This is a genomic window from Pseudomonas sp. HOU2 (assembly GCF_040729435.1).
Lineage (GTDB): Bacteria > Pseudomonadota > Gammaproteobacteria > Pseudomonadales > Pseudomonadaceae > Aquipseudomonas.
The window spans coordinates 744302-757895 of the sequence record NZ_CP160398.1; the positions used below are offsets into that span (position 1 = coordinate 744302).

Sequence of the window (13594 nt, forward strand, 5' to 3'; positions counted from 1 at the left end):
AGTCGCCCCGGATTTTCAGGTCGATGTATCACGCAAGACTCCTCGGTCGGCTCCCTCTCCCTCCGGGAGAGGGCTGGGGTGAGGGTTGGCTTTTCAGAGGCCAGACTTCAACTTGCTGAACGCCCGAATCAAAGCCCGATTGAACGCCTTGCCATTGTCATTCTTGCTGTACAGCGAAGCCCGCACCGCCTCCGACGGATACGTACCCGGATCATTACGGATCGACGCATCCACCAGACTATCCGCCGCCGTGATCGCATTGGCGTAGTGGATGGTGTCGGTGATCGGCGCGATCACCTCAGGGGTCATCAGGTAATCCATCAACGCCAGCCCGGCCTGTGGATGGGGCGCGTCCTTGGGAATGACCATGGCGTCAAACCAGATCAACGTACCTTCTTTGGGGATGCGGTAACTGAGCTGAAACGGCTTGTTTGCCGCTTGCGCCTGACCTGCTGCAATCGCCACGTTGCCGTTCCACGACATCGCCACGCAGGTGTTGCCGTTGGCCAGGTCGCTGATATTCAGGTCGTTGTCGAAGTAACGGATGTACGGACGGATCTTCGCCAGTTGCTGTTCGGCGAGTTTCAGGTCATCGAGGCTCTGGCGGTTGATGTCCAGGCCCAGGTACTTCATGACCGCCGCGAACACTTCGTTCGGATCGTTGAGCAGACTCACGCCACAGTCGGCAAATTTCGAGACCACCGCCGGGTCGAACAGCATCGCCCAGCTGTCGGTCGGCGCATTCGGCAGACGCTGCTTGATCGCCTGCTCCTGATAACCCACACCAGTAGTGCCCCAGGCATAAATCCCGGCGTAACGGTTGCCTGGATCGAATACCGCCATGTGCTGGCGAAACTCCTCACCAACCCCGGCAAAGTGCGGCACCCGGGCCTTGTCCAGCGGCTGGATCGCACCGCTCTCGATGGCCCGCGACAGGTGTTGCCCGGCGGTCAGCACCAGGTCATACCCGCTGCGCCCGGTGAGCAGTTTGGTCTCCACGGTTTCCAGCGAATCGAAGTGATCGGCGACCACCTGAATGCCGGTCTGCGTCTCGAAGTTCTTCAGCGTATCCGGGGCCAGGTACTCGCCCCAGATGTATAGATTGACCACCGGTCTGGCGGTGTCGGCGGCCTGCACACACAGGGGTGCAAGCACCAGCAATAACGCTTGAGTCAGTTTGTGCAGGCCCATCATCACACCCCCTGGCGATTAGACGTGCCGGCGTACTGCGGCATGGTGATGCACGCGACGTTGCCGCCACCGAGGAGGATTTCCCGGGAGTTTTCGATGCCGACGATCTTGTGCTGCGGGAACAGTTCGGCCAGCGTCGCCAGCGCCACCTGATCGTTGCGATCGCCGAACAGCGGCACCACGATCGAGCTGTTGCCGGCGTAGTAGTTGATGTACGACGCGCAGATTTGGGTGCCGGCCTGGCGGGTGTGGGTGCTGTCCTGCTGATCGAGGCCTTCGGCTTCTTCGGCGGTCCACTCCAGCACGTCCGGTTGCGGCAGCTTGTGCACGATCAACTCGCGGCCACGGCTGTCGCGGGTGCTGCGCAGGATGTCGTAGGCCTCCTGATAGATTTCCCACTGCGGATCATCGCGGTTGTCGGTCCACTGCAGCACCACTTCGCCAGGGCGCACGAAGCAAGCGAGGTCATCGACATGGCCATCGGTCTCGTCGAACTTGCAGCCGCGTGGCAGCCAGATCACCTGTTCGGCGCCGAGGTAATCGGTCAGGCGTCGAGTGACCTCGGCCTTGCCCAGATGCTGATTGCGATTGCGGTTGAGCAGGCACTGTTCGGTGGTGAGGATGCTGCCCTGACCATCGCTCTGGATGCCGCCAAGTTCGGCTATCAGCGGTGCGCGGTAACGGTCGAAACGTTCGATTTCGAGGATCTTGCTGGCGATCTGATCGTCCTTGTCCCACGGGTAGTAGAGGCCACCGTCGAGCCCGCCATAGGCATTGAATTCGAAGTCGACGCCACGCACTTCGCCGCTCTGGTCGTTGACCACAAAGCACGGGCCGCTGTCGCGGAACCAGGTGTCATTGCAGGTCATCTCGACCACGCGCACTTGCGGCGGCAACTGGCGGCGGGCGGTGGCGAATTGCGCGGCAGAGGCGCACACGGTGACTGGTTCGCTGTGGGAGATGGCGGTGACGATCTGCACCCAGACTTTCTGCGCCGGTTTCGCGCCGTTGCGCCACACGTCGGTGCGCTCCGGCCAGCCGAGCCAGCAGCCGGATTTGGCTTCGAATTCGCCGGGCAGACGGAAGCCGTCGCGCTTGGGGGTGGAGTCGAGCAAACGTGCCATGGTCAAACCTCGTCTTGGGGTTGGGAATGACCACAGGCTACGATCGCAGGCGGCAGGCCCGCCAACGATGATTATTGCGGAACAGTTGAATTCAACTCATCAATCGGCCAGTTGATCGTTGAACCATTCGAGCATCTGTGCCACCGCCGGACGCTCCAGGCGCAGCCGCTCGCAGACCAGCGCGTATTGGCCGAGCGCGGTCATGCTTGACGTGAATGGCCGCACCAGCCGCCCGCTCAGCAAGTCCTCCTGCGCGGTAAGGTTGTCGCCCATTGCCACACCCTGCCCCTGCGCCGCCGCTTCCAGCGCCAGGCCGGCATGGGCGAAATACAGTTGGCGCTGCGGGCGCAGGTCGCCGGCGTGGCTGGTCAGCCAGGCGGTCCAGGTTTTGCCGTCCTGATCGTCGTGCAGCAGGCAATGACGGGCCAGGTCTTTCGGGAATTTCAGACTGCCCTGGTTGAACAGCCCGGGGCTGCACACCGGGAAAAAATGCAGCGCCGGCAACGGCCGCACGAAATACGCGCTGCTGTCCACCGGTCCGGTGCCGTAGGTGATCGCCAGGTCGATGTCTTCGCCCGGCGCGCTGGCGTCGATCGGCTGTTCGTAGAGGTGCAGGGTGATGTGCGGATAGCGTGCGTAGAAATCGGTGAGGCGGTTCATCAGCCACTTTTGCGCCAGCTCGGCGGTGACCGCCAGCCGCAACACCGCCAGCGAGGATGGATCGCGCAGTTCATCACAGGCTTCACCGATCAGTTCGAAGGCCTGCTGCAGGCTCTGCATCAAGCGCCCGGCGGCAATAGTCGGACGGATCTGCCGGCCTTCGCGGATGAACAGCGAGACGCCGAGTTGCTCTTCGAGCTGGCGAATCTGGTGGCTGACCGCGCTGTCGGTGACGCACAACTCGGCCGCAGCCCGGCCGAAATGCGCGTGGCGGGCGGCGCATTCGAAGGTTCGCAGGGCCGCCAGTGAGGGGAGTCTTCGCATGGGTTTGGGTGCCTTTTTTGGGACATGCTGACCGGGCTGGCGGTGGGCGTCCAGTGCGACCGCGTCATCGTTCATCGCTGGCAAGCCAGCTCCCACAGGTTCTGTGTCGAATGGCAAAGCCGCGCACACCAAAAATCACTGTGGGAGCTGGCTTGCCAGCGATGGCGTCTGCATGATCGCCACAAACCTTCTAGGCTCAACCGCACCACTTCAGCCACTGGAGGCCCCCTCATGCACCTCGAAGGCTCCTGCCATTGCGGCGCCGTCACTTTCAGCCTGACCAGCGCCCATCCCTACCCTTATCAACGCTGCTACTGCTCGATCTGCCGCAAGACTCAGGGCGGTGGCGGTTACGCGATCAACCTCGGTGGCGATGCGGCCAGCCTCAAGGTTCAGGGCCGCAAGCACATCAGCATCTACCACGCGAAGATGAAGGAAGCAGGTGAAAAACGTGCCCATCGCAGCACGGCCGAGCGGCATTTCTGCTCACAGTGCGGCAGCGGCTTGTGGCTGTTCAGCCCGGAATGGCCAGAGCTGATTCATCCGTTCGCTTCGGCCATCGATACACCGCTGCCGGTGCCGCCGGAGCATACGCATTTGATGCTGGGATCGAAGGCGCCTTGGGTCGAGGTGGAGGCCAAGCCCAAAGACAAGCAGTTTGCGGTGTATCCCGAGGAGTCGATTGCGCAGTGGCATGAGCGACTGGGGTTGGTCAAATAAGTCCAGTCTTGTGCTGTGATTGATGGCCCTATCGCTGGCAAGCCAGCTCCCACAGGTTTTGTGTACGCCCAGTAACCTGTGGGAGCTGGCTTGCCAGCGATAGGGCCGGAACTGACAGCACAAATCAGTCCAGATGCGCCCAGGTCATCCGAAACGACGCCCCACCCCACACCGATTCCCCGACCTCGACCTGCCCGCCATGGGACTGCGACACCCGCCGCACCAGCGCCAATCCCAGGCCGAAACCGCCGGTACGACGGTCGCGACTGGCGTCCAGCCGCGAGAACGGTTCGAAGATTTTCTCTCGGCCCTCTACCGGCACACCCGGGCCGTCGTCGTTGACCCGCACCTCGTAGTAATCGCCGCTGCGCACCAGCGTCACCTCGACACGCTGCTCGGCATAACGAATGGCATTGCGCAGCAGATTGATCACCGCCCGCGCCATGAAACGCGGCTCGATGCGCACGGTGTCAAGCCGGCAGTCACCGATCAACAACTGCACCCCCGCCGCTTCGGCCTCCAGCGCCACGCTGCCGACCACGCTGTCGAGCCAGTTGGCCGCTTGAATGTTTTCCCGTTTGATCACCGTCGCGCCGCGTTCGAGGCTGGCGTAAGTCAGCAGCTCGGAGACCATTTCCTCCAGCTCGCCAAGGTCGGCGTACATGTCGGCGATCAGTTCGCGGTTCTGGCTGGCGTCCGGTTGTTGCTTGAGCTGGTCGAGTTCGAACGACAGCCGCGCAATCGGCGTACGCAATTCGTGGGACACCGCGTTGGTCAGTTCGCGCTGATTGGCAATCAGGCTCTCGATGCGCGCCGCCATCAGGTTGAAGTGTTCGGCCAGGTCGCGGATGTTCGAGCGCTTGGACAGCTGAATGCGCACCGACAGATCGTTGTCGCCAAAGCGCTCGGCGGCCAGACGCAGTTTTTCCAGATCGCGCCAGTGCGGACGCACCCAGAAAAACAGCACGATGCCGATCAGCACCGCGAGCATCGCGTAAGCCACCGCGATGTAAAACGGCATCAGACTCGGCTCGGGCGGCAGCTTGATGCTGAGCAGTTGCGAGCCACCGTCGATGTTGCTGATGAACTGGGTGTAATTGTCGCGAATCACCAGCAGGTTCTGCGCCAGTTCGGCCTTTTCCTCGGGGCTGAGATCCAGTTGATCGGCCTCGATCAGCTTCAGCGACAAGCCGTAATGCGGGCGCAACGCCTCCAGTTGCCGCTCGCGCGCCGCACCCTGCTGATCACGCATGTGCTCGACCAGTGACCACGCCTGACCCCGCACCGCCTCGCGGTTGTAGGCCTGCATCTGGTTGTCGAGCAAGGCGTTGAAGGTGTGCTCGACGGTTTGCAGGGCCAGCACCAACCCCACCGTCATCACCAGAAACAGCCCGAGGAATAACCGCAGCATCTACAGCTCCCACGCGAACGGATTGAACAGATAACCCTTGCCCCACACGGTCTTGATGCACACCGGTTCGCGGGGATTGTCCTTGAGTTTGTTGCGCAACTTGCTGATGTACACGTCGACGCTGCGATTGAGCCCATCGAAAGCGATACCGCGCATGCGGTTGAGGATGTCATCGCGGGACAAAGTCTTGCCGGCGGCGCTGGCCAGCAGCCACAGCAATTCGAATTCCATGGTGGTCATCTCGATGATCTCGCCGGCCAGACGCACATCGCGACAGCTGCGATCGATGCGCAAACGGCCGAACTCCAGCGCACTGACCACGCCGGTCTCCGGTACCTGGCGCCGCTGCAAGGCGCGCAGCCGCGCGAGCAATACCGGCGGTTTGATCGGTTTGATCACGTAGTCATCGGCGCCGGACTCCAGACCGAGGATGTGGTCGAGATCGTCCTCCTTTGCGGTGAGGATGACGATCGGCGTGTCCGACACGCTGCGAATTTCCCGGCACACGTGCAGGCCGCTCTGCCCCGGCAGCATCAGGTCTAGCACCACCACTTTGGGCTGGAACTCGAGAAACGCGGCCACCGCCAGATCACCGCGATGCACCGCGCGCACCTCGTAGCCATGCTGCTCGAGAAAGTGCGCAATCAGCGTGGCCAGACGCTCATCGTCTTCGACCAGCAGGACTTTGCCAAAACCCAGGTTATCCATAACGACCGTCTGCCAACCCATGTGTGAAGTGGGCGACAGTATGGCGGCAATCGGTGGCAAGGCGTTGTTTCAGGCAGTAAAAACCGGCCGCGGGGGCCGGTTTTTGGTGATATTTCATACTCTTAAGAGTTTTTAACAGTTTGTGTTTCAGGCCGCGGCCGGCACACCACTGTGAAAGCGGAACTCTTCATCCGGCGACTCGATCAGCTCCTGCTCGGCCGCGCGAACCCTGTCGATCACCTGAGCGATGTCTTTCGCGTCGCCGTACTGGTAGGCCAGTTTCAGATAACCCTGAAAATGCCGCGCCTCGCTTTTCAGCAGGCCGAAATAGAACTTGCCGAGTTCTTCGTCCAGATGCGGCACCAGCGCCTCGAAACGCTCACAACTGCGCGCCTCGATAAACGCGCCGACCACCAGCGTATCCACCAGTTTCACCGGCTCGTGGCTGCGCACCACTTTGCGCAGGCCCGAAGCGTAGCGCCCGGCGTGCAACTGGCGCAGCTCGATCTTGCGGCGCTTCATGATGCGCATGACTTGTTCGTGGTGCACCAGTTCTTCCCGGGCCAGACGCGACATCATGTTGATCAGGTCGACGTGGGAATGGTACTTGGCAATCAGGCTCAGCGCGGTGCTGGCGGCCTTGAACTCGCAGTTCTTGTGGTCGATCAGCAGGGTTTCCTGATCGACCAGTGCCGCCTGGACCCAGGCGTCGGGCGTGCGGCAGCCAAGGAATTCGTGGATTTCGGGAAGGATCATGGGGCTCACGGTAAAAGGTGTACGAGCAAAGGCCGCCGATTATACCGGCCTGCCCGCAGACCACCAGTCGCAGGCGTTGATATGCATCAAGTCGCAGGCGCATGAGCAGCAACTATAGTTGTGCAACGCCGTGCCTTTTCTTTGCTGGAGACTCCGCTCATGCAAGCCATTCGCAGCATTCTGGTGGTCATCGAACCCGAACATTCGGAAAGCCTGGCGCTCAAGCGCGCCAAGCTGATCGCCGGCGTGACCCAGGCGCACCTGCACCTGCTGGTGTGTGACCGCAAGCACGACCACGCCGGCATGCTTGGCGTGCTCAAAGCCGCACTTTTAGCAGATGGCTATAGCGTGACCACCGAACAGGCGTGGAACGAGAGCCTGCACGAAACCATCATCGATGTGCAGCAGGCCGAAGGCTGCGGTCTGGTGGTCAAACAGCACTTCCCTGACAGCTCCCTGAAAAAAGCCCTGCTGACCCCGGCCGACTGGAAGCTGCTGCGTCACTGCCCGACCCCAGTGCTGCTGGTGAAAACCTGCACGCCGTGGAAAGACCGGGTGATTCTCGCGGCGGTCGATGTCGGTAACGCCGATGGCGAACACCGGCATTTGCACACTACGATCATCGATCACGGCTACGACATCGCCAGCCTGGCCAAAGGGCATCTGCATGTGATCAGCGCCCATCCCTCGCCGATGCTCTCGGCAGCCGACCCGGCGTTACAGCGGAGCGAAACCATCGAAGCGCGTTATCGCGAGCAATGCCGGGCGTTTCAGGCGGAGTTCGATGTCGATGATGAACACCTGCATATAGAGGAAGGCCCGGCGGATGTGCTGATTCCGTTCATGGCGCACAAGCTGCAGGCGGCGGTGACTGTGATCGGCACCGTGGCGCGGACCGGGTTGTCAGGCGCGTTGATCGGCAATACCGCCGAGGTGGTGCTGGATGCGCTGGAAAGCGACGTGCTGGTGCTCAAGCCGCAGGAGGTTGAGGATCATCTGGTGGAGTTGGCGGTGAAGCATTAAGGACTGCGGTGGCTGAACCGGCCCCTTCGCGAGCAGGCTCGCTCCCACAGTTGGAATGCATATCCGTGTGGGAGCTGGCTTGCCAGCGATAGCGGTGGGTCAGTCAACATTGACATTGGATGCACTGCCCTCATCGCTGGCAAGCCAGCTCCAACAAGATCTGTTGGCGCCTGCAGGATCTGCATTCCACTCCGATTCATTGTGGGAGCGAGCCTGCTCGCGAAGCTTCTAGGCGCCGAAGGCGTCTTTCAGGAAGCCCGGTGCGATATAGCGCTGATAATGCGCTTCCGACAGCAGGAAGAATTCCCGATCAATGGCATCGCGCAACTCCGGCAGGTTCCAGTCGCGGAACTCCGGCAGCAACACCATCCCGTAGGCTTCCAGATTAATGATCACCCGCGCCCCGCGCGCAATCAGCTGATACGCCCAGCAATATTCCGACTGATGCGGCACGAAGCGGATCTTGCGCTGTTCCAGCTGCTGGCGCAGGCGCGCCGGATCGAAGATCTCGACCTTGCTCGCCATCACTTGTGACAGCAATTGTTCCAGCCGCAACCACACCGCACGCTTTTCCTCCTCGCCGTAACCATTCCAGTGGATCACTTCGTGATGGAAACGCTTGCAGCCACGGCACACCAGATCGCCGTAAACAGTGGAGCAGAGGCCGACGCAGGGGGTCTTGATGGTCTGATTGGGCATAAATTGGCAAAACACTGAAACGCGGAACAGGCCGGCATGTTAGCCCTTTGTCGGGCATTGATCACCCCTCAAACGTCAGGGGCAAGCGCTGGCTCGCGGTTTACCCTGCCCGTGCACAACGCCACCAAAGTCCAATAGAGCCTGACTTACCTTTAAATTTTTTTTGCCGTAGAATCAGCCAGCCTTTTAAGGCGCCAATGTCCGTTAGAAGCTGTTTTCAAAGCGTCACGAGCACAGTCGTTCCTTCAGAGCGGTGTTGGCGAAGGGTTTTTCCAGCGGGGAAAAGCCCAACGCCAACCCTCATCAGCTCCCCGTTCTGCAGGCGTAAAACTTTGAAAGCAGCTTCTGTAAGGAATTGCCGGTAATTCTGGCCAAACGACTCACAACGTCGTGCGGTGCATGAGTACGGCAATTTCGGGATGAGCGTCCCGGACACCCATTTGGGACCACTGATGAGGGTAATAACTGTGCTTGAAGCCTACCGCAAACATATCGAAGAGCGTGCAGCCCTGGGTATCGTTCCCCAGCCGCTTAACGCCGAACAAACTGCAGGCCTGGTCGAGCTGCTGAAGAATCCTCCGGCTGGCGAAGAAGCTTTCCTCGTTGACCTGATCACCAATCGCGTACCACCAGGAGTGGACGAAGCCGCTTACGTCAAAGCCGGTTTCCTGTCGGCCCTGGCCAAAGGCGAAGTCACCTCCCCTCTGCTGGACAAGAAGCGCGCTGTAGAACTGCTCGGCACCATGCAGGGCGGCTACAACATCGTGACTCTGGTTGAACTGCTGGACAACGCCGAGCTGGCGCCAGTGGCTGCCGAAGAACTCAAGCACACCCTGCTGATGTTCGATGCCTTCCACGACGTGGCTGAAAAAGCCAAGAACGGCAACGTTCACGCCAAAGCCGTGCTGCAATCCTGGGCTGACGGCGAGTGGTTCAAGAAGCGCCCGGTGCTGGCCGACAAGATCAGCCTGCGCGTGTTCAAGGTCACTGGCGAAACCAACACCGACGACCTGTCCCCTGCACCAGACGCCTGGTCGCGTCCTGATATCCCGCTGCACGCCCTGGCCATGCTGAAAATGGCCCGTGACGGCATCGTTCCGGACGAGCAAGGCAAGACCGGCCCGATGAAGCAGATCGAAGAAATGCGCGGTCAAGGCTTCCCGATCGCCTACGTCGGTGACGTGGTCGGTACCGGTTCCTCGCGTAAATCGGCGACCAACTCGGTGCTGTGGTTCTTCGGCGACGACATCCCTTACGTGCCAAACAAGCGCGCTGGCGGTTTCTGCTTCGGCAGCAAAATCGCTCCGATCTTCTACAACACCATGGAAGATGCCGGCGCACTGCCAATCGAGTTCGACGTGTCGAACATGAACATGGGCGACGTGATCGACCTGTACCCGCACGCTGGCAAAGTCTGCAAGCACGGTACCGACGAAGTCATCACCACCTTCGAAATGAAGACCCCTGTGCTGCTGGACGAAGTCCGTGCCGGCGGTCGTATTCCGCTGATCATCGGCCGTGGCCTGACCGAGAAGGCTCGTGCCGAACTGGGTCTGCCGGCATTCGATCTGTTCAAGAAGCCGGAAGCACCGGCTGAAAGCACCAAGGGCTTCACCCTGGCGCAGAAAATGGTCGGCAAGGCGTGCGGTCTGGCAGAAGGCAAAGGCGTTCGTCCTGGCACCTACTGCGAACCGAAAATGACTACCGTAGGTTCTCAGGACACCACCGGTCCGATGACCCGTGACGAACTGAAAGACCTGGCGTGCCTGGGCTTCTCCGCTGACCTGGTGATGCAGTCCTTCTGCCACACCGCGGCGTATCCGAAGCCGATCGACGTGACCACCCACCACACCCTGCCTGACTTCATCATGACCCGCGGCGGCGTTTCCCTGCGTCCGGGCGACGGCATCATCCACTCGTGGCTGAACCGCATGCTGCTGCCGGATACCGTGGGTACCGGTGGTGACTCGCACACCCGTTTCCCGATGGGCATCTCGTTCCCGGCCGGTTCCGGTCTGGTCGCGTTCGCCGCAGCCACCGGCGTCATGCCGCTGGACATGCCGGAATCGATCCTGGTGCGCTTCAAAGGCAAAATGAAACCTGGCATCACCCTGCGTGACCTGGTTCATGCCATTCCTTACTTCGCCATCCAGAACGGTCTGCTGACCGTCGAGAAGAAAGGCAAGAAAAACGCCTTCTCCGGCCGCATCCTGGAGATCGAAGGCCTGGAAGGTCTGACCCTGGAGCAGGCGTTCGAACTGTCCGACGCCTCGGCCGAACGTTCGGCTGCCGGTTGCACCATCAAGCTGTCGAAAGAGTCGATCACCGAGTACCTGCAGTCCAACATCACCCTGCTGCGCTGGATGATCGGCGAAGGCTACGGCGATGCGCGTACCCTGGAACGTCGTGCACAAGCGATGGAAGCCTGGATCGCCAACCCTGAGCTGATGGAAGCCGATGCCGACGCCGAATACGCCGAAGTCATCGAAATCGATCTGGCCGACATCAACGAGCCGGTACTGTGCGCACCAAACGATCCGGACGACGCCCGTCTGCTGTCCAGCGTGGCTGGCGAGAAGATCGACGAAGTGTTCATCGGTTCGTGCATGACCAACATCGGTCACTTCCGTGCTGCCGGTAAACTGCTGGATCAGGTCAAGGGTCAGCTGCCAACCCGTCTGTGGCTGTCGCCGCCGACCAAGATGGACGCTCACCAACTGACCGAAGAAGGCTACTACGGCATCTACGGCAAGGCTGGCGCACGCATGGAAATGCCAGGCTGCTCGCTGTGCATGGGTAACCAGGCACGCGTTGAGCCGAACAGCACCGTGGTCTCGACGTCGACCCGTAACTTCCCGAACCGTCTGGGCGACGGCGCGAACGTCTACCTGGCTTCGGCCGAGCTGGCGTCCGTGGCTTCGATCCTGGGTCGCCTGCCGACCGTCGAGGAGTACATGGAATACGCTGGCAAGATCGACAGCATGGCGGCCGATGTCTACCGCTACCTGTCCTTCGACCAGATCGCCGAGTTCCGTGAAGCGGCTGCGAACGCCAAGATTCCGGTCGTTCAAGCCTAACGCTGCAACGCAATGAAAAACGCCGCCCATCGTGAGATGTGCGGCGTTTTTTTATGCGTGCTCTCAGCAGATAAATACATTTGTGTTCGACATTCCCCTGTAGGAGCTGCCGAAGGCTGCGATCTTTTGATCCTGCTTTTTAAGATCAAGAGCAAAGATCGCAGCCTTCGGCAGCTCCTACAGGGTCAGGTCAGGTTTCACGGCTTGATGGACCGCACCATCAACGCTCAGCCCACTGAGTATCACCCCATTGGCCGTTACCTCCGGCAACGCCTCCAGCACGGCCAGCGCCTCATGCTTGAGCCGCGCCAGAATCAGCCGTTTGCCCTCCTGATGCACCCGCAGGAAAAACTCCTGCATCGCCTCGATGCTGGTGCCGTCCAGGTCAGGGGTTTCCTCCAGACTCAGGATCACTGTGTGCAGCGGTGCGTCCGAGTGACGAATCAAGCGCAACGCCGCACCAAGAACCCGCTCGACGTTGGCAAAGAACAACGCCTCACTGGGCCGCACAATCAGCACTCCGGGCTCGGTTGTCGCCGTCGGATGACGTTGCACATCGACAAAATCATGCCCGCCATCAATGCGCCCGAGCACCTGAATGTCCGCCGCCGACATCTGTTTGAGCATCAGCAGCACGCTGATCGCCACCGACACCAGCAAGCCGTCGAGAATGCCCAGCAGCAGCACCGCCGCCACCGCACACAACACCAGCAGCCGATCCCGGCGCCAGACGAAGTAGCGCCCCAGCGGCTGCAGGCTCAAGCCACGCGCCAGCGCATGAATCACGATGGCCGCCAGAATCGGTTCCGGCGTCAGGGCGATCCACGGCAGCACCGTCAGCACGATCACCAGCACCACCAGCGCCGCCACCCCACCGGCCCAGCGAGAAGTCGCCCCGGCGGCCTCGTTCGCCGACGTCGCCGAATACCCCGCCCCCGCCGGCATGCCATGGAACAATCCGGACAACAAGTTCGCTGCGCCGAGTGCCAGCAGATCGCGATTGGAAGTGACACGATCACCGTGCTTGAGGGCGAACGAACTGATCGAGCCGTACGACTCGGCATACAGAATCATCACCAGCGCGAACCCCACCTCCCCCAGCCGCAGCCAGTCGGCAAACGGCAGCAGCGGCAGGCTTGGCACCTCCAGGCTCAGGTCGATCAAGCCAATCATGCTCACGCCATGGGCCGGCAGGTTCAGCCATTGCCCGGCGACGATCCCGATCACCACCACCAGCAAACCGCCGGGGACCCGTGGAAAGCGCGAGAACAGCCCCAACAGCACCAGTGCCACCGCTGCGACAGCCGCCGCCGGCCAGTTCCATTGCGGCAGTTGTTCAAGCAATTGCGGGGCGAAGCGCACCAGATTGGCGTCGGTCAGGTGCACGCCGACCACGCTGGCGACCTGCTTGAGGATGATGGTCAGCGCGAGGCCGAAAGCGAATCCGCGCAATACCGGTTTGGCGATAAACGCGGTGACACTGCCGAAACGGAAGATCCCCGCCAGCAAGAACAGCCCGCCGGTGACCAGCACCAGCCCGACCGCCAGCGTCGCGCGCAGTTGCGGGTCGCCATTGGCCATCGTCGCCGTGGCCGCCGCCAGCACCGCTGCCGAAGATGACGTAGCAGAAACAATGGCAAAGCGGCTGGTGCCAAACAACCCATAACACAGCAGACCGGCAAACAGCGCAATCACCCCGGCCTGCGGCGCCAGCGCGGCGATGGTCGAATAAGCGACCGCTTCGGGCAACAACAGCCCGGCAATCGACAGACCGGCGAGGATGTCCTGCCAGCGATTGAGGGGTTCTACAGATTGGGGCGCGCTCGACAATCCACGGTCTCCAGACGAAAAAAAGCCGCTGTGCGCATCACGCACAGCGGCCACTGTAGCTGAAAAGCGAA

General features: G+C 61.2%; 11 protein-coding genes. 3 read left to right on the plus strand and 8 right to left on the minus strand.

Translation table 11 applies throughout. The features are described from left to right. Positions 1-93: 93 nt before the first annotated feature. The 3 genes from ABV589_RS03125 to ABV589_RS03135 all read right to left on the minus strand — a co-directional run bounded on the left by ABV589_RS03125 (position 94) and on the right by ABV589_RS03135 (position 3299). Positions 94-1191 carry an extracellular solute-binding protein gene (locus ABV589_RS03125; RefSeq protein WP_367086165.1) on the minus strand — a complete coding sequence of 366 codons (1098 nt, stop codon included), beginning with the start codon at positions 1189-1191 and terminating at the stop codon, positions 94-96. 2 nt (positions 1192-1193) lie between these two features. Continuing rightward, positions 1194-2315, minus strand: coding sequence for an agmatine deiminase (gene aguA, locus ABV589_RS03130; protein WP_367084817.1), 1122 nt, complete (start codon positions 2313-2315; stop codon positions 1194-1196). Positions 2316-2414: 99 nt separating this feature from the next. After that, a complete protein-coding gene (locus ABV589_RS03135) occupies positions 2415-3299 on the minus strand; it encodes a LysR substrate-binding domain-containing protein (RefSeq protein WP_367084818.1) in 885 nt (294 codons plus the stop codon). 231 nt (positions 3300-3530) lie between these two features. On the opposite strand from ABV589_RS03135, the gene ABV589_RS03140 reads away from it, so the two are divergent. Beyond that, the gene (locus tag ABV589_RS03140) at positions 3531-4019 is read left to right on the plus strand and encodes a GFA family protein (protein WP_367084819.1); all 489 of its coding nucleotides are present in this window, start codon (positions 3531-3533) and stop codon (positions 4017-4019) included. A 124-nt stretch (positions 4020-4143) separates the two neighbouring features. Here the strand turns inward: ABV589_RS03140 and ABV589_RS03145 are convergent, their stop codons facing one another. The 3 genes from ABV589_RS03145 to miaE form a co-directional block, all read right to left on the minus strand. Further along, entirely contained in the window at positions 4144-5430 is a 1287-nt protein-coding gene (locus ABV589_RS03145; protein WP_367084820.1) for an ATP-binding protein, read from the minus strand. Beyond that, positions 5431-6138, minus strand: a complete 708-nt coding sequence (locus ABV589_RS03150; RefSeq protein ID WP_367084821.1) for a response regulator — start codon at positions 6136-6138, stop codon at positions 5431-5433. Between the two features lie 147 nt (positions 6139-6285). Then, positions 6286-6894 carry a tRNA isopentenyl-2-thiomethyl-A-37 hydroxylase MiaE gene (gene miaE, locus ABV589_RS03155; protein ID WP_367084823.1) on the minus strand — a complete coding sequence of 203 codons (609 nt, stop codon included), beginning with the start codon at positions 6892-6894 and terminating at the stop codon, positions 6286-6288. Between the two features lie 159 nt (positions 6895-7053). On the opposite strand from miaE, the gene ABV589_RS03160 reads away from it, so the two are divergent. Further along, a complete protein-coding gene (locus ABV589_RS03160; RefSeq protein WP_367084824.1) occupies positions 7054-7917 on the plus strand; it encodes a universal stress protein in 864 nt (287 codons plus the stop codon). 228 nt (positions 7918-8145) lie between these two features. Here the strand turns inward: ABV589_RS03160 and ABV589_RS03165 are convergent, their stop codons facing one another. Next, on the minus strand, positions 8146-8616 hold the full coding sequence (locus ABV589_RS03165) for a DUF1289 domain-containing protein (RefSeq protein ID WP_007965774.1): 471 nt from the start codon (positions 8614-8616) through the stop codon (positions 8146-8148). A 467-nt stretch (positions 8617-9083) separates the two neighbouring features. On the opposite strand from ABV589_RS03165, the gene acnB reads away from it, so the two are divergent. After that, entirely contained in the window at positions 9084-11693 is a 2610-nt protein-coding gene (acnB, locus tag ABV589_RS03170) for a bifunctional aconitate hydratase 2/2-methylisocitrate dehydratase (protein WP_027613175.1), read from the plus strand. A gap of 177 nt (positions 11694-11870) precedes the next feature. Here the strand turns inward: acnB and ABV589_RS03175 are convergent, their stop codons facing one another. After that, positions 11871-13523: a SulP family inorganic anion transporter gene (locus ABV589_RS03175; RefSeq protein ID WP_367084825.1), complete on the minus strand. Its 1653-nt coding sequence runs from the start codon at positions 13521-13523 to the stop codon at positions 11871-11873. Positions 13524-13594 lie beyond the last annotated feature (71 nt).

Bases quoted from the DNA above. Each gene is read 5' to 3' on its own strand.
- ABV589_RS03125 (WP_367086165.1), bottom strand. From the start codon at position 1,191: ATGGGCCTGCACAAACTGACTCAAGCGTTATTGCTGGTGCTTGCACCC.
- aguA (WP_367084817.1), bottom strand. From the start codon at position 2,315: ATGGCACGTTTGCTCGACTCCACCCCCAAGCGCGACGGCTTCCGTCTG.
- ABV589_RS03135 (WP_367084818.1), bottom strand. From the start codon at position 3,299: ATGCGAAGACTCCCCTCACTGGCGGCCCTGCGAACCTTCGAATGCGCC.
- ABV589_RS03140 (WP_367084819.1), top strand. From the start codon at position 3,531: ATGCACCTCGAAGGCTCCTGCCATTGCGGCGCCGTCACTTTCAGCCTG.
- ABV589_RS03145 (WP_367084820.1), bottom strand. From the start codon at position 5,430: ATGCTGCGGTTATTCCTCGGGCTGTTTCTGGTGATGACGGTGGGGTTG.
- ABV589_RS03150 (WP_367084821.1), bottom strand. From the start codon at position 6,138: ATGGATAACCTGGGTTTTGGCAAAGTCCTGCTGGTCGAAGACGATGAG.
- miaE (WP_367084823.1), bottom strand. From the start codon at position 6,894: ATGATCCTTCCCGAAATCCACGAATTCCTTGGCTGCCGCACGCCCGAC.
- ABV589_RS03160 (WP_367084824.1), top strand. From the start codon at position 7,054: ATGCAAGCCATTCGCAGCATTCTGGTGGTCATCGAACCCGAACATTCG.
- ABV589_RS03165 (WP_007965774.1), bottom strand. From the start codon at position 8,616: ATGCCCAATCAGACCATCAAGACCCCCTGCGTCGGCCTCTGCTCCACT.